The 15608-nt window shown below is 52.5% G+C and carries 13 protein-coding genes and 1 tRNA gene; 8 read left to right on the top strand and 6 right to left on the bottom strand.

Going from position 1 to position 15608, the window contains the following annotated elements; translation table 11 throughout:
- The first annotated feature begins 24 nt into the window (after positions 1-24).
- Positions 25-969, top strand: a complete 945-nt coding sequence (locus ABKA16_RS04445) for a DUF6574 domain-containing protein (protein WP_381000512.1) — start codon at positions 25-27, stop codon at positions 967-969.
- A 41-nt stretch (positions 970-1010) separates the two neighbouring features.
- Positions 1011-2324, top strand: coding sequence for a zinc-ribbon domain-containing protein (locus ABKA16_RS04440; RefSeq protein ID WP_381000514.1), 1314 nt, complete (start codon positions 1011-1013; stop codon positions 2322-2324).
- A 14-nt stretch (positions 2325-2338) separates the two neighbouring features.
- On the opposite strand, the gene ABKA16_RS04435 is transcribed toward ABKA16_RS04440, so the two are convergent.
- From ABKA16_RS04435 to xseA, 4 genes are all read right to left on the bottom strand, one after another.
- A complete protein-coding gene (locus ABKA16_RS04435) occupies positions 2339-2827 on the bottom strand; it encodes a hypothetical protein (protein ID WP_007148140.1) in 489 nt (162 codons plus the stop codon).
- A 46-nt stretch (positions 2828-2873) separates the two neighbouring features.
- A tRNA-Arg gene (locus tag ABKA16_RS04430) sits at positions 2874-2946 on the bottom strand.
- Between the two features lie 202 nt (positions 2947-3148).
- Positions 3149-3457, bottom strand: coding sequence for an exodeoxyribonuclease VII small subunit (locus ABKA16_RS04425; RefSeq protein WP_007148141.1), 309 nt, complete (start codon positions 3455-3457; stop codon positions 3149-3151).
- A 61-nt stretch (positions 3458-3518) separates the two neighbouring features.
- Complete coding sequence (xseA, locus tag ABKA16_RS04420) at positions 3519-4805, bottom strand: exodeoxyribonuclease VII large subunit (protein WP_007148142.1); 1287 nt, start codon at positions 4803-4805, stop codon at positions 3519-3521.
- Positions 4806-4962: 157 nt separating this feature from the next.
- Between xseA and ABKA16_RS04415 the strand changes: the two genes are divergently transcribed.
- Genes ABKA16_RS04415 through glnA form a run of 3 tightly spaced genes read left to right on the top strand, consistent with a single transcriptional unit; the run spans position 4963 to position 7630 of the window.
- Entirely contained in the window at positions 4963-5682 is a 720-nt protein-coding gene (locus ABKA16_RS04415; RefSeq protein WP_007148143.1) for a hypothetical protein, read from the top strand.
- 42 nt (positions 5683-5724) lie between these two features.
- Complete coding sequence (locus tag ABKA16_RS04410) at positions 5725-6234, top strand: hypothetical protein (protein ID WP_007148144.1); 510 nt, start codon at positions 5725-5727, stop codon at positions 6232-6234.
- Positions 6235-6292: 58 nt separating this feature from the next.
- Complete coding sequence (gene glnA, locus ABKA16_RS04405; protein ID WP_381000518.1) at positions 6293-7630, top strand: type I glutamate--ammonia ligase; 1338 nt, start codon at positions 6293-6295, stop codon at positions 7628-7630.
- 24 nt (positions 7631-7654) lie between these two features.
- On the opposite strand, the gene hrpA is transcribed toward glnA, so the two are convergent.
- Positions 7655-11728 carry an ATP-dependent RNA helicase HrpA gene (gene hrpA, locus ABKA16_RS04400; protein WP_381000519.1) on the bottom strand — a complete coding sequence of 1358 codons (4074 nt, stop codon included), beginning with the start codon at positions 11726-11728 and terminating at the stop codon, positions 7655-7657.
- The gene (locus ABKA16_RS04395; RefSeq protein ID WP_381000521.1) at positions 11725-12432 is read right to left on the bottom strand and encodes a class I SAM-dependent methyltransferase; all 708 of its coding nucleotides are present in this window, start codon (positions 12430-12432) and stop codon (positions 11725-11727) included. Before ABKA16_RS04395 ends, hrpA begins: the two co-directional genes overlap by 4 nt.
- Before the next feature lie 204 nt (positions 12433-12636).
- Between ABKA16_RS04395 and ABKA16_RS04390 the strand changes: the two genes are divergently transcribed.
- The 3 genes from ABKA16_RS04390 (at position 12637) to ABKA16_RS04380 (ending at position 15600) form a co-directional block, all read left to right on the top strand.
- Positions 12637-14772 carry a hypothetical protein gene (locus ABKA16_RS04390; RefSeq protein WP_381000523.1) on the top strand — a complete coding sequence of 712 codons (2136 nt, stop codon included), beginning with the start codon at positions 12637-12639 and terminating at the stop codon, positions 14770-14772.
- 2 nt (positions 14773-14774) lie between these two features.
- Complete coding sequence (locus ABKA16_RS04385) at positions 14775-15038, top strand: hypothetical protein (protein ID WP_381000525.1); 264 nt, start codon at positions 14775-14777, stop codon at positions 15036-15038.
- A gap of 76 nt (positions 15039-15114) precedes the next feature.
- A complete protein-coding gene (locus tag ABKA16_RS04380) occupies positions 15115-15600 on the top strand; it encodes a hypothetical protein (RefSeq protein WP_434156651.1) in 486 nt (161 codons plus the stop codon).
- Positions 15601-15608 lie beyond the last annotated feature (8 nt).

Below are 15608 nucleotides of genomic sequence, written 5' to 3'. Positions count from 1 at the left end.
TAAAATATGCGAAAGGACAGATAAATGAAAATTTGCAGCCAATGTTCTGCGCAAAATCCCGATAATGCCCGGTTCTGCCGTAATTGCGGCACGCAGCTCAATACAGGCGCAGGTCCGATAGGAGGCCATGCTCCAAGCCAGCCTGCGTCTGCACCGGCGCTTGTGCAGGCTCCGGCGCCTGTACCGGATTCTGCCCCGGCGCCTGCTTCTATGCCAGCCCCAGTGTCCGCGCCTGTCCCGGTTTCTGCCCCGGAATCTGAGAAGGTTCCCGGAATAGCCCATGGAGCGCCGTATAACCCTGCAAACCCTCAGGCTGGCGGAGTTAAACCTGACAGAAAAAATGAAGCCAAGGCTTTCTTTGCATGGCTGGTTTCCGCGCTGAGAAGGCCCAGTGGTTCGTATGCAACCCATTCCTGGTGGGCGTTCGTTGTTATGGCTGTTATGTCGCTTCTTCCAGCGCTGCAGATAATTATTATTGCGAATAAAGCAGTAGGCACTTCCCTCTCAGTTTTTGGCAGGCATATATCCATCCCTTCAGGGGCAGGTGCAGGCATTTTAGTATCTGTTTTCTTCAGGCTGTGGCTGATCTTTGCCCTGATATTCTATACCGCAGTGCTGCTCGCGTTCATTGGCCGGAGGCTGTTCGGGGAACCAACTACGTTTCTGCAGATGCATGACGCAATGGTGCAGCGCTTCCTCCCCGCAGCTATTGCCGTAACGGTTTCTTTCCTGCTGTCCTTATTCGGCGTTGGTGCCCTTTCGCTGATTATCATCCTGATAACCCTTTCATTCATCATGGCTGTCTCTTCTGTTGTTGTCAGCCAGTCGGAGAACCGGCGCGCTGCCGATGGGTTCCTGCTGTGGTGTGTCTTTTTCGTGATCACACTTATCGCTTTGGTCGTTCTTGGCACTGTTATCAGTTCTATAGTCCTTGGCGGGGCACAGGATATTATTAATTGGGGTTTTTAACGGGCAACTTAAGGTTGGCGCAAGAAGTAAGGATTTAGAGTATGTTTTGTACGAATTGCGGTACCGGCAACAGCACAGATAACAAATTCTGTATTGCATGCGGTGCACCATTGCGTAACACGGCTGTCAATACCGGCAGAGCTGGCGTAGCCCGTATAGCCCATACAGTCGGTACCGTCCAGCAGGAAACTGCAGTTATGCAGCCGATAGATACTGCATATAGCACCGGCACACCTCCGGCTTTTGCCCCCCGGACGGCAGAGGATACAGGTGTACTGCCCGCAGACGGTATCAGGGATATGGCTGCCAGGCCGAAGCGGCATATGAAGAGAAGCACTGTCATAGTGCTTACCGTTTTAGGGGTGCTGGCTGCCGGGCTGGTCATAGCGTATTTCATACTGCTCAATACTGTTTTTTCTGAGCGGAATGTGGTCAATGATTATGTTAATGCCATTGCCAACGGGCAGTACTCAAAAGCAACGAAACTTGTTGACCCCGGTGTCAGCAATGAGGCCCGTGCTTTATTTACCGATGTTATTGCCAGGGATCCGAAGGACCGTATCCAACAGGTGTCTGTAGGGGATATAACTAAAGACACTGCGCAGAACGGCAGGAAGCATAAAGTTACTGTTACCTATACGGTGAACGGGGTAAAGCAGTCTTCGACCTTAACACTGGAACCCAGCGGAAAGCGCTTCCTTATTTTTGATTCGTGGAAGATAACTACCCCCATGATCGAGAAAAGGGATCTGGCTATCCCTTCACTCCTCGACAGTATTGTGGTGAATGGAGTAACAGTAAAACTGGCAGGATACGAGGCCGGCGGAAGTTCCGGGACATCATATTCCCTGCCGAGCTATCCGGGTATGCTCAGGATTTCAGCCCCGAAGTCCCCTTATTGGGAATCGGAAACCGTATCGTCAGGGGAAACTGCTGGAGCTACCGCAATTTTAGAATTGACTGCTACGCAGAAGCTTAAGCAGGCTGTCCTGGATCTTGTCAGGCAGAAGGTAAAAGCGTGTGTCGCATCCTCTGCACTGTCCAAAGAGGGATGTGATTTCTCAAATGGATCCTTTGAATCATACAGCACCAGTTCAACAGCCTATACTGATATCACACGTACCGTAACGCAGGAACCTGCATTTGATTCCTCTGATTCCCTTGACATATCTGCCGGGACATTCAGGACATCGCGTATTGATGTTTCGATCCATTATAAATACCGGTATAGTGAAGATGAATCATGGCAGGATGGCGATACTTCGGATTCAGGACGGCTGGAAGGGACTTTCTCAGTGAAAAATGGGAAATTATCTGTCAGCTACACCTATGATTCAGGCGCATCCTGGCAGTAAACTGTCCTGGCTGGTCAGCCTTTACGGCCTGACCTTTTCCGGATGAGGCGGATCAGCCTTCCAAGCCCATAAGGGACAAATATGACAGGGATATACGCGACGGTATATTTGAGCAAGTCTATAAGCGGATAATATGAAAAATCAAGCACAAAACTGCCGGCAAGACGGAAGCATGTAGTACTGCTCCCGGGAAGCACACCATTGGTGCAGCTATCCATAAAAATAAGCGCCGCAGGGACCAGCGCAATAAATGTCATGATGAAACACACGATAGGGTAGAGCCACGTAGTTTTATACATAATGCCGAGTACCAGGCCGGTAATTATAAGTGCTGCCGGCCAGAAAATAATGATTCCGAAAGCTATAGATTTGCTGATAGTGTTATGTGTGTCATTGTAATACTGGTCGGCCAGCGTAAAAGCATACAGTGCAAAAATAAGTATCCAGCAGATGACCATGCTGCGGCTGGCTATATGGTGCTTAGCGGTATTACGTTTTTCCATAATGAGCCCCTTTGCCTATGCGGATTTCCAATACATGCGGAACATGTGCCCTGGATGCGATTCGAACGCACGACACCCACTTTAGGAGAGTGGTGCTCTATCCCCTGAGCTACCAGGGCAGTTTTCAATTAAGCAGGCCGGCGTATGCACTGGAGCCTGCACGTATCTATCATACAGGAGTCTTAAACTTTTTGGCGCGGAGTTTCTCCTGTCAGGGTTTGAAGGTACCTAAGGCTGGTACTGATAGTGGTAGTGATAGGGATGGAATAGGAGGGGTCGGGAGAGCAAAAGGCAGGCAAAGGAAGGCACCTGTCCGGCCTTTTACTCCATATTCCCCTGAGTGCCGGCATTTTCCCCTGCGCTTGCCTGATCAGCCTGCGCGGCATCAAGTTTGGCACGGACATCATCCAGTACTTCCTGGGCGCGCCTGGCCAGGGCTTCGCCCAGCTCCCACTGGCGTACCGAATTTTCCAGATCAAGCCCGCCTGCTTCGAGGGCCTGGACTGCCTCTGTAAGTTGATCGCGTGCCTGTTCATAGCTTAAAGCGCTGATCTGTGCGCGCTCCTCATCGGTAAGGGAGGAAGCTTTTCCAGTGCTTTCTGCCGGTTTTGCACCCGCTGCCTTTGCCATATTCATATCCTTAATATATCTTATATTTCTTACTGTTTATTACTTTACTGCAGTTATGCTACTACATTTTATTCTCTGCATTTTCCGGGTCCGGATCAGTGGAATCAACGGAAACGCCGGCTTTTCCGCGCCGCAGTGTTATAGTCAGCTTATCGCCGGCGGAGAGGGAAGCCGGATCATCGATTATATGCCCATCAGCATTCTGGACTACCGCGTAGCCGCGGTCAAGTGTTGACTGCGGGCTTAGGGCAGTCAGGCTTGCATGCAGCTTTTCAATGCCAAAGCCGGCTTCGTCAGCCAGACGCCGCATGCTTACATCAAGCCTGCGCGCGGAATCGTTGATCAGCAGCTGGGGCCTTTCCAGGATGGTCTGGGGATGCGTCAGGCTGGGGCGGTTCCTGTAAGCGTCAATACGCTGCTGTTCGGTATCGGCGGCTGTGCGTATGCGCTGCCTGATGCGGCGGCGCGCCTCATCAACAAGTGCCAGCTGCTCCATAACATCCGGGACAATGCGCTTTGCAGCGTCTGTAGGGGTGGATGCGCGCATATCTGCCGCCAGGTCGATCAGTGTCCAGTCATCCTCATGCCCAATAGCAGATACGATTGGGGTAACGCATGCAGCGGCGGCGCGCACTACGCCTTCATCGGAAAAACCGATCAAGTCTTCAAAAGAGCCGCCGCCCCGCGCAACGATGATCACATCAATGTCCGGGTCGGCATCAAGCTTGCGGATAGCCTCTATGACTTCAGGCGGGCATTGTGCCCCCTGCACATGCACATGTTCAATAGTGAAGTTGATAGTCGGCCAGCGGAGCCTCGCATTAGTCACGATATCGCCCTCAGCGCGCGCCTGGGGGGCGCATATTACGCCTATCCGATGGGGGAATTCCGGGATCGGCACTTTATGCGACTCGTCAAACAGCCCTTCCCCCTTGAGCTTCTTGCGCAGCTCTTCTATCTGCTGGCGGAGGTCGCCTTTACCAACCCTGCGGATATCATCGCCTATGAAACTCAGACTTGTGCGTTTCATCCATACATCAGGGTGCCCATGCACAACGACCTGGTCCCCCTGGATGAACTGCGAAGCCTGCGCTGCAAACATCCTCCACCCTGATACCTGGACGGTGACGTCTTCTGTGTTATCGCGCAATGTTATATAGGCGGAGCCCGCCCTGCGGGTATTGATCTCCTGGATCTGGCCTTCTATCCATGTTGCGGGCCAGCGTTCAACGGCATTATGGTATGCCAGGCTCAGCCTGCTTACCGGCCAGGGATTGTCAGGCGTAGTATCGGCCGCTTTTTCCGGCGGCTGTTTTGCAGTCTGCACTCCGATCTCAAAATTGGACATAATTATACTGTAATAGGCGAGTGGTACTGCTGGAGGAAGGGGGGGAAAAAAAGAGGTGCCGGCCTGTATTTTTAGCGGGGAGGGAGAGAGGGAAAAGGCGCTGGCCTGATCCATGACAGCCTGCGGTGTTGGCTGCTGAGTTTGTTAAGGTAGCAGTATGAGCAATACAGATTCAGAAGATCCGCGTAAAGGTTTTGACGGCTCTGAGGACCCTGAGAACCCTGATAGCTCCGGCGGACAGGATAACCCTGACGCAATGTCTGACGAGGAAGTCAGGGATATCCTTAAAGGGTTTGAGGGGGAGTTCAGCGATTCCGATATGTCTGCTGCGGTCCCGGCTGCGCAGGATACGGGTCCGGGACCTGGATCTGCCGGATCGGATACTCCCGGCCTCAGTGACGATGAGCTTAGCGAATTCAGCGACCAGCTTGAGGGGGTACTGGGGAATAAAGCGAAATGTGCAATAATCATCACCCAGCTGCGCTCTGCGCGTTTTCTTGCTGCCCTGTGTTCCCTCACAGATATTTCAGCGCAGTGCATTGATTCGCAGAACGGGGCATGCGCTGTTCTGCGCGAGCTTGACGGCAGCGGCCCTGAAGATGCTGCACGGGGGCTGACAGAGGCTGTTAACGGTTTAGCGGCAGTCCTTGCCGTCAACCGTGCCGATAAAGTCGATATGCATCTGTGGGTCGGAGGGAAGGAGGGGACATCATATGCGCCTCCTATAATACTGTCATCGGCGCCGTTATTCGTTGAAGATATGCTCACAGGGTCTTTGACTGTGCAGGAGGTCATCAGTGAAGGCACCCATGTTGAAGATAGCGGTTCCATAAGTAAAGTTGAGGCTTACGGGATAATCGGCGAGAACCTGAAATAAACAGCAGGGGACATATAGTAGCAGGAACAGGAGGGCAGTTATATGCCGGATATATCTGATGGGATTGGGCAGCCGTCGGGCGGGGAGCCTGATTCTCCGCATAAGAAGCCGCATAAGAAGCCAAAATACAAGATCGTGAGCAACAAAGTCCTTTCTTCATGCAGCGTGATTATTGATGTAACAGCATTCCTTATATGGTTCACACGGTGTTTTACCGACGCGCTTGGTTACCGTGTATATAATAATCCCGGGCTGTGGGGATTGGAGCCGTGGGAGGATGTCAGCAATATAGTTATTTTTTTTGAGGTACTCGCGGTAATAATTTTTATCGGGTTCAGGCTGTTTGGAGCTGTCCTGCTGAGCGCGGCTGCAACTGCAGGTATCCTCTTCTGGGGGGCATCGCATTCAGATAATGGCTTATTTTTTGGACTGGGCGGGATCATCCTTTTATCCCTCCAGTTCTGTATAGCTGTGGCCGCCGCTGTTGCATTTATGGATGTGCAGTATCAGAAAGACAGGCAGTTCCAGGAGAGGCAGGTAAAGGCTGACTGACTGTACTTCACTTTGCCGGGTACTTTGTTTTGACGTGAACATGTGGCAAACTTGAAGTATGAATGCACAGCAGGAGTTTGCGCTTCGCGCGGTTGAAGAGAATGACATACGGTTCATCCGTCTGTGGTTCACAGACGTCCTTGGGCAGCTGAAATCTGTTGCTATTGCCCCGGCTGAGCTCGAAGCTGCTTTTGAAGAGGGGATAGGCTTTGATGGCTCAGCAATCGAAGGCCTTACGCGCGTATCTGAGGATGATATGCTGGTGCGGCCGGATGCTTCGACTTTCCAGATACTTCCTCTGTCCAGCGGCGAAAATTCTACAGCCCGCATGTTCTGTGATGTCCTCACCCCTGAGGGGGAGCCAAGCCTCGGGGATTCCCGGAATGTCCTGAAGAATGCGTTGGATAATGCTAAGGGGAAAGGTTTCAGCTTCTATTGCCATCCTGAAATTGAATTCTATCTGTTCAGGCATCAGGATGACTGGACCCGTCCTCCTGTCCCCATTGATAAGGGCGGCTATTTTGACCAGGTCCCGCGCAGCTCGAGTATGGATTTCCGCCGTGCTGCTGTCAGCCAGCTTGAAGATCTTGGCATACCGGTCGAGTTCTCCCATCATGAAACAGGGCCGGGGCAGAATGAGATCGACCTGCGCCATGCGGGTGCTTTGAATGCTGCGGACAGCATCATGACTTTCAGGACTATTGTTAAGGAGATCTCACTTGACCGCGGGATATATGCAAGTTTCATGCCTAAACCGCTGGTAGACCAGCCGGGATCAGGCATGCATACGCATCTGTCGCTTTTTGAGGGGGATTCGAATTCATTTTATGAGGCGGGGCAGGAATTCAGTATGTCGCTTACTGCACGGCAGTTCGCCGCCGGGATCCTTTACCATGCGCAGGAGATCACAGCAGTTATGAACCAGTACGTGAATTCGTATAAACGCCTGTGGGGCGGGGCAGAGGCACCGAGCTATGTATGCTGGGGACATAATAACCGCTCGGCGCTGCTGCGCATTCCCCAGTATAAGCCCGGGAAGATCAATTCTGCGCGCATTGAGTTCCGTGCGCTTGACCCAACGTGCAATCCGTATCTTGCTTTTGCACTGCTCCTGGCTGCCGGTATTGATGGAATCGATCAGCAGATGGATCTTGAAGAGCCGACGAATGATGATGTGTGGGAACTTACGGATGCTGAACGCCAGGCAATGGGTATCAGGCCTTTGCCGGGGTCACTTGATGCTGCGCTGCGCCAGATGGAAAAGTCGGAATTTGTTGCCGGTGTCCTTGGTGAGCATGTTTTTGAATATTTCCTGCGCAATAAGCATGCGGAATGGCGTGAATACCGCCAGCAGATCACCCAGTATGAGCTTTCCAAATATCTGCCCAGGCTGTGAGTGTGCAGGCCGCTGCAGCTTCTGCTACTGAAGGGTATCCAGCAGCTTCTGCATGCGCTGGATGCTGACAGGCTGCAAAGTGCCGAGTTCCTGTGCCCACAGGGAAATAAGGAATTCCTCATACATCCATCGTATCCACTCGGCGGTTTTCAGGGCTTTATCATGCCCGGGACCGGAGGGTGTGCTGGAAGCGGCTTCACGGGCCCTGTCAACGAGGCTGCGGGCTTCGTCAGCCTGCCATGCCCACTGAACATCGCGGGATTTGTTGTCTTTTGCCTTTCTGATCCGCAGCAGGTCGGCCTGGCAGTATACAGATATGCGTGCGAGACTTTCCGGCGGGGTTTGGGCTATAAAACCGGGGAAGACCAGGGAAGCTATATGCTCGCGCACAGACTGCAGCACGGATAACAGCGGCAGATCGGCAGTTCCGGAAACCGCATGGCTGGTATCGCCGTAAGACTGAAGATCCCTGACAACATCCTTTGCCACCGCATATACGGTATCTTCGTAAATATCTTCCACTCCTGATACTGCCTGCGCAAGCTGTGTATCATCAGTTACCTTTCCAATATCCGGCAGAAGGCGTTTCACAGCAGCCAGCTGCAGGTCGGAAACCAGCTTTCGGGTCGAATCATAAGGGGCAGCCGCCAGCATAAGCGCTTCATCCCCCAGCCACCGTGATGAAATACGTTCTGCAGGAAGCGCAAGGTGCTTCACGGCCTCATCCCATAACATCTGCGAGCGGGGGACTGCTGAGGCGCCCGCCTGGCTGAGGAGGTTTGCCTTGGCAACATTCTTCCCCTGGGCCTGTGCTTTGCGCGCTTTCTTTTCCACATGTTTACGGGCACTGTGCCGGGCCGCTTCATCAAACCTGTTCTGGAGTTCTGCCAAGTCTTTTGATACCCCCAGGGTCTCTGCCTGTGATGCGGAAGCTGAAGAGTAGAGCACGGATCCAGGTGCCGCTGCCGGGGAAGGCTTCTGCTTGGTATCCCGTTCTACGCTGAAGGTCATGCGCACATAGCCGGGAAGGCGCGCAATCTGTTGTGCATTGAAAACTTCAGGATGTATCTGTGCACCGGCAACGGCTATCGCGGCCTGGGTGAAGACATGGGAGAATTCGGGGACCTCTTCCGACCATTCAGCTGTCCCGGGAAGGTTGGGATACCGGGTACTGATCCATTCGCGGATCTTCCGCGCAGTATCCGGCGCGGGTATAAGCTGTACGCGCAGTGTTTTAGGAAGGGATTTGATAGTCGCCGTGATCAGGTCATCAAGGAGCCCGGGAACATTCCAGGTGAATTCCTGCGGACGTATGCGCGAGAGTACCGACAGAGGTATGTGGACGGTCACGCCGTCGCGCTCAGACCGCGTATCGTATATGTAGCTGAGCCTGAGAGGGATCGTGGAGCCGTCTGTGCCGGCAGCATGCCAGTAATCCGGGTATGCATCAATGCTGAAGCCGGTATCCGTGCCGGAAAGCCTCTCTACGCTGTCTGCAGTGAAATCAAGAAGGCTGGGCTGCTCGGCATGTTCTTTTTTCCACCATGAACCGAGTGCTGCAACAGATGTTATACCCTGCGGAAGTTTTGAATCATAAAAAAGGAAGAGGTCGTCATCATTCACGCTGTCTGCGATGCGGCGTGTACGGTGTGTTTCCTCATCGGCCTGGTCAATAGCCTGGCGGTTGCGTTCCACAAAAGAATCATAAGGGAAGCGCTGGCGGATATCACCGTCAACAAGCCCTTGCCTGATAAGGAATTCCCGCGCCTGCTGAGGATTTATCCGCACCCATTGGACAGGCCGGTCCTGCACGATGGGCAGCCCATACAGGAGTACGGTGGACTTGGCGATCGCTGCGCCCTGGACACCTGACCAGTGCGGCTCAGCGTAAGTCGTACGTGTGAGGTGCTTTCCCAGGGATTCCGCCCACTCCGGCTTTATGGCTGCTGCGCTGCGTGCCCACAGGCGGGATGTCTCAACAAGTTCTCCGGCCATGACCCACTCCGGCGTAGTTTTGAAAACTGCTGATGCCGGGAAAAGTGAAAAGTGTATCCCGCGTGACCCCCGGTAGCTGTTTTTTAATGTTTTTTGCGCCCGTTTCAAAGCGCGAGCTTTCTGTGCCTTGTTTAAGCCGGCGAAGTCTGATGCCTTGGGTTCACGGACAGTCTGCATCCCCATGGAGCTGAGCAGCCCGCTGAGCATTGCAGTATGGATGCTGTCGCTGTCCCATGAACAGCACAGGCTATGTGCGGACTGCTGGGCCTGGGGGAGCTGCCGGATAGCGATATCAGGGCGGGAAATGGGGAAAGGCCCTCCCACTTTCCATCTCATCTCTGCGCACACTGAGCACAGCTGCCCGTAGAGGTCAGCCCACTGCCGCATACGAAGGTAATTCATGAATTCAGCTTTGCAGGCCTTTCTCAGGGCGGAATTACTCAGCTTCCCATCCGCCTGGAAAAAGCGGTCCCATATGTTCAGGGCGGTTATAAAATCGCTGGAGCTGTCCGCATAACGGTTATGGATCCGATCTGCTTCTTCAGCTTTATCATCCGGGCGCTCGCGCGGGTCCTGGAGGCTGAGGAAGGCGGTAACAACCAGTACTGCAGCAAGGGTATCCGCAGACATTCGGGATGCCTGGACCATCATGCGGCCAAGCCGTACATCGATGGGTATGCGCGCCAGGCGCCGGCCGATCCCCGTAAGCACAATATCGCCGTGCTTACGCTTGACGGCACCCAGTTCGGTAAGTTCATTGAACCCGTCTGTGACCGAGCGCATGTCCGGCGGGTCTATAAAGCCAAAATCGGTGATATCATCAGCCGTCCGGGCAACGCCCGCAGAAAGCATCTGAAGGATGACTGCCCCCAGGGAGGTGCGCTGGATTTCAGGGTCTGTGAACTGCGGACGTGATTCGTAATCTTCCCGGGAATATAAGCGGACAGCGATCCCGTCAGCAATACGTCCGCACCGTCCGGCGCGCTGATCTGCGCTGGCCTGCGAAATGGCTTCAACAGGGAGCCGCTGCACTTTCGCAGTTTTAGAATACCGCGAAATGCGGGCAAAACCTGGGTCCACCACAAAACGGATCCCTGGGACAGTAAGCGAAGTTTCAGCAACATTCGTTGCAATAATAATCCTCTGATGTTCGTGCGGTTCAAAAACCCTGTGCTGCTCTTTCGCACTGAGACGGGCGTATAACGGTATTATTTCTATGGCGTCTGCGTTGCGCAGGTCAGTCTTCCGCTGTCCGAATGCATGCGATACCGCGTCTTCGTAGTCATGGATATCGCGCTCCCCGGAAGCAAAAACAAGGATATCCCGTGCGCCCCTTTCCCGCGAGGATAAAGCCGCAAGTTCCAGGCATGCCCTTGCTACAGCGTGCGCAGTGTCTGCAGAGTCATCATGGGTTTTTTCTGCATTGCCGCTGCCGGTGCTGCTGTCCGTATTTCCGGCCCCGGGCACTGTATCCATCAGCGCGGGTGCTCCGCCTAAAGGCTCATACACGATGCGGACCGGGTATGTACGTCCGCTCACTTCAATAACGGGTACGTCATATCCAGTGACATCGCTGAAATGTTTCTGGAATTTCTGGGAATCGATGGTTGCTGAAGTAATGATCAGCTTAAGGTCTTTGCGTTTGTGGAGGAGCTGGCTGAGGTACCCGAGGAGGAAATCAATGTTCAGGCTGCGTTCGTGGGCCTCATCGATCATTATAGTGTCGTATGCGCTGAGCAGGGGGTCGCGCTGGATATGGGCGAGCAGTATCCCGTCAGTTGCTACGCATAAACGGGTAGAAGGGGAACTGCGGTCTGTGAAGCGTATCCGGTATCCTATCTCGCGGCCCAGGGCAGTATGCATTTCATCTGCGATGCGTTCTGCAACCGTCCGTGCCGCCAGGCGCCGGGGCTGCGTGAGCATGATCTGCCTGCCATGAGTACCGCGCCCAAGCTCCAGAAGCATTTTAGGTATCTGGGTCGTTTTCCCTGAGCCTGTCTGCCCGCTGATTATCACAACCTGGGATGAACGGACCGCCTGCATAATGCGTTCACGGGCTCCGCTTACCGGGAGTTCAGCCGGATAAATGAATTCCATGCTCATGCAGGTTCTCCGGAAGCGGGGAGACGGTGGATTTCAATTACCCTGTAGCCTTTGGATGACGAGTATTTTCGGACCGTATATCCCACCCTGCCTGATGAAAGTGCGGTTCCATTCCCGGAGCCGGCATTCAGTGATGTATCCAGCCATGGGATAAGCGAGTCGGCACCAAGGTTCTTCTGGACAACGAGATACGCGTATCCATTGGTATTCAGGCGGGGCAGGTATGCCATAAGCAGTTCGTGGAGGGCCTCTTTCCCGATGCGGATAGGGGGGTTTGACCAGATCACATCAAAACCGGTGCGGGCCCATTCATCGCCATACTCTGATGCAAGGCTTTCGGGGGTACCGGTTTTTATATTTGCCAGCCTGTTCTGCTGTGCATTATAGCGGGTAAGGCTAACGGCACGTTCATTGATATCAGCGGCCCATACGGAAGCTTCGGGGTATTCGCGGGCCAGTGCAACGGCTATAGGGCCCCATCCGCAGCCGAGATCCAGGCAGTTCAGGACTTCCCTGCCCTCATTGATGTCAGCGGCAGCCCCCGGCGCATCTTTGAGAAGGACTGCGGTACCCGGGTCAAGGCGGTGTGCGGAGAAGACGCCGTTGGATACCGCCATATCAGTAGGGATCCCGCGGATAACAGTATGGATAGTGCTTCGGATGTCGGCAGAGGACGGGTCTGCCGAGAAATACTGTTCAGCCATGCTGCCTCCACTGTGGTCCCTGTTTGAGGACTGGTGATATCCCCTGACCCGTGCCATTATACCTGGGGACACCCGAAATGGTGCGCATCTCCCTTTCAGCAGAACAGCCGGATAGAAAACGCCTGCAGCGCCTGACTTGCAAAAATATGTGAGACTATTAAGATAAAAATAAAAGCAGCAGAGAAACAATTAAAGAGGATTACGGTGAGGGTCAATTTTACAAAAGTACTCAGTGCTCTTAATGCAGAGAACACAGTGATCGATAAAAAGCTTGAGGACTGCCAGGATGGGATCAGTAGGCTTTCCAAACTTGCTTTGTCTGAGTACGGGCTGCAGGGCAAGGCATATACGGCTGTGGAGGATACCATACATTCGCGTGCGCCGTTTCTCCGTGCGCAGTGGAATGCCTGGGAGGCATTGAGAAACGGTAATTTATCCCATCTCGCAGCAATCAGCAGGCTTCGGGGCCAGGGTATGCATGATGAAATCGATACCGACAAATTACTTGCACGGCTGTGGGAGTGTTACAGGCAGATAGCAAAATGCAGGGACTCACAAGATGCTTTAATGACGCCAAAACCTGAGGTTAAGGCCGACTCTTCTATACGTCTGTCTCAGCTGACAGGGGGTTCGCTGACGCTTTTGGAGCCGCTCAAAACCGGACTGCAGAAACAGCTTGACCTTTTTTATCAGTATCAGCAGGCAGCAGCGTCATTTTATGCGGAAGCAGAGGCAAAAATATCACTGCTGAAAGCTGCTAATGCTGATGCTGCGCTGCTCCTTTCCGGCGGGGCTCCGCAGATGGAGTGGGTGGATGATGTAGAGAGGGACTACGCCATGCATCATACGGAAGATATCAAAAAATTTATGGCGCCTGCACAATATAAAGCGCTTATGGCTGCGCTCGGCAGAAAAAAAGATGGGAGCATTAATCTGGAATCTCTGGATCCAAAGAAACTGTACAGTAATGGAAAGCTTAATGAAGACTTGTGGAAGGCCCTGTATGCGCTTCCCAAAGCATACGTAACCGATGGGATGGCTGCTGCGGGTGTCAGGGCGATAGAAGAAATGGCCCTCGGCACATACAACAATGATAATCCGGACTATAAAAGCATCCAGACGGTTTTGAAATGGGCATTCCCCAGTGACGGGAAGACAATTTATACACTGCCTTCCAACGCGGCAAAAGATCCTGGGACGACGGAAGACAAAGAAATCGGTTACGGACATACAAAGAGTGATTTTCTGTTTCGCATGATCCAGGCATCGGACAACCTTATCCATAACACGGATATGCCTAATCTGGCAACTTTGCACTGGAAGGAAGCCACGTGGCCTATCCGTGTGGCAGTAGGGCAGATACTGCGTATAGCTGACGGTATCAGGCCCACTGTAGTTGAAGGTAAAACAAGTATATGGTCGTCAAGCAAAAACAACGATGGGGGTGTTGTTTTTGATGTAGCTATTTTCGGTCCTAATTCTCACTACAGTGTGAAAGAAAGTGCGGATCAGCGGAACGCATCAGTACGTATAATTGCCATGCAGTCTAACATATATGACTATGACAAGTTCAAAGGCGGAACCATATCGTGGCATGGGTCAAGTATAACGGGTTCTCTCCCCGATGTTGCGCGTACCTTGGAAAATATCCAGAATGGAAAGGATTTAGAGAAATATAGTTTCTGGTCCAGCCTGGGAGAACATGTCATAACTGAAACTGCGAGTACAGCTGTAAACTACTTCTTTGCAAGGACCGGATTATCTATAGCTAAAAGCCTTCTTATAGGAGTCCTGCATGATTTTATTGAGGGAAAGCAAAAAGAACAAGTCGCACGAGTACTTAAAAAAGTTGGAAGATTAGATGATGATTCACATCAGAACCCTGCGCTTAATGATGAAGGCGCAATAGCCTTTAACTATAATAGCAGTAGCAGTTCTGCCGGTGCCCAGGTTCTTGATGAGCATACCGATTTTAAGCTGATTACGTATTTTGCCAGCAAGAAGCACGAAGTTGCGCTGCGCAAAGCTATCAGTACTTTTAACAACAGTCTGTCCGGCTACTGCAAACCTAGCGAAAAACCTTTTAGTTACGAACGCTTTATGGAGAGTATGGCTGATCCGTTGAATCTTGATGGGCATAGCCAGGATTTCCTTAATTGGTGTCTTGAGAAGCCTGATTTGGTGTATCGGGTGGATTGTTTTGATCCGCTTGATGGGAAGTATCATAAGGCTGGTGAGGCGGTGGCGCTGAATAGTAGTATCCAACCGTCAAATTATTCCTATGCTGTTAGTGCGTATACGCTTTATGAACTAAAGTCTGATTTTGGGGTGGGGAGGTAGGTATGAACAGCAGTGATTACGCCAATATCCGCAGCCAGAGCCAGTTTGACAGTGCATATGCAGATGTCAGCAGGGAATTGCGTGCCCGGCGGGATGTGCTGGAAGACCGGCGCTCCGCGGTAATCTCCGAATACAGCCGTATGGAGGAAAAGTGGCTGGAGGGCAATAGCTGTGTGGCTGATACTGTATGTTTCGTTAATGAGCTTGCCGCAGAAGGGCTGATAGATGAATATTTCAGCAGTGAAGCTGGCCTTTTGGAGTCATAGCGCTGTGCAGTATTCAGCGAGCTTGATGACATGGCGTATGCCCGTGACTGTGTCTTAAGGGAGATCGATGAAACCTATGAAGCTTTTGAACGGGAATGCCTGCACAGGATCCATGAACTTGATGAGGCATATGGACGGTTCCGCAAGGAACGGTATAAAGGTCAAAGGTAGTACAGCTTTCAGCAGTACCGGTAAATTATCTAATAACAGCCAAAACAGTAACGGAGGAGCCATTATGACAGACGGGACGATCCAGACATCAGGGGAGGCCGCAGCAGTGACTGCAGAAATGAAAAAGGGGCTTGACGGCTATACGGATTTCTCCCCGGAAAAACTCGGGGAGGCGGATACCGTCAGCGGAGTAGAAAAGCATGATGACCCTGTATGCTCCGCTATAGTCGAAGGGCTGAAAGCGTTCAGGAATTTGGTTGAAAAGGATTCAGCCGCTGTTATCGAGACGGATAACAGGCTGCGTGAGGCAGACGCCGCAGCTGCCCGTGACTTGAATAATAAGATCGGCGCTATTATGGGCAGTAAAGCGTCCAGCGCAGACCAGCAGTAAAAACAGAG

Origin of the sequence: Scardovia wiggsiae, assembly GCF_051045985.1 — a bacterium.
In the GTDB taxonomy this organism is placed as follows: Bacteria; Actinomycetota; Actinomycetes; order Actinomycetales; family Bifidobacteriaceae; genus Scardovia; species Scardovia wiggsiae.
Note: the sequence above shows the minus strand (reverse complement) of the source record. Positions and strands in the feature narration are given on the sequence as shown.

Excerpts from the sequence above, each read along its gene's own strand:
- ABKA16_RS04410 (WP_007148144.1), top strand. The coding sequence starts at position 5,725 with ATGCCGGATATATCTGATGGGATTGGGCAGCCGTCGGGCGGGGAGCCT.
- xseA (WP_007148142.1), bottom strand. The coding sequence starts at position 4,805 with ATGTCCAATTTTGAGATCGGAGTGCAGACTGCAAAACAGCCGCCGGAA.
- ABKA16_RS04385 (WP_381000525.1), top strand. The coding sequence starts at position 14,775 with ATGAACAGCAGTGATTACGCCAATATCCGCAGCCAGAGCCAGTTTGAC.
- ABKA16_RS04440 (WP_381000514.1), top strand. The coding sequence starts at position 1,011 with ATGTTTTGTACGAATTGCGGTACCGGCAACAGCACAGATAACAAATTC.
- glnA (WP_381000518.1), top strand. The coding sequence starts at position 6,293 with ATGAATGCACAGCAGGAGTTTGCGCTTCGCGCGGTTGAAGAGAATGAC.
- ABKA16_RS04395 (WP_381000521.1), bottom strand. The coding sequence starts at position 12,432 with ATGGCTGAACAGTATTTCTCGGCAGACCCGTCCTCTGCCGACATCCGA.
- hrpA (WP_381000519.1), bottom strand. The coding sequence starts at position 11,728 with ATGAGCATGGAATTCATTTATCCGGCTGAACTCCCGGTAAGCGGAGCC.
- ABKA16_RS04415 (WP_007148143.1), top strand. The coding sequence starts at position 4,963 with ATGAGCAATACAGATTCAGAAGATCCGCGTAAAGGTTTTGACGGCTCT.
- ABKA16_RS04425 (WP_007148141.1), bottom strand. The coding sequence starts at position 3,457 with ATGGCAAAGGCAGCGGGTGCAAAACCGGCAGAAAGCACTGGAAAAGCT.
- ABKA16_RS04380 (WP_434156651.1), top strand. The coding sequence starts at position 15,115 with ATGAAGCTTTTGAACGGGAATGCCTGCACAGGATCCATGAACTTGATG.
- ABKA16_RS04445 (WP_381000512.1), top strand. The coding sequence starts at position 25 with ATGAAAATTTGCAGCCAATGTTCTGCGCAAAATCCCGATAATGCCCGG.
- ABKA16_RS04435 (WP_007148140.1), bottom strand. The coding sequence starts at position 2,827 with ATGGAAAAACGTAATACCGCTAAGCACCATATAGCCAGCCGCAGCATG.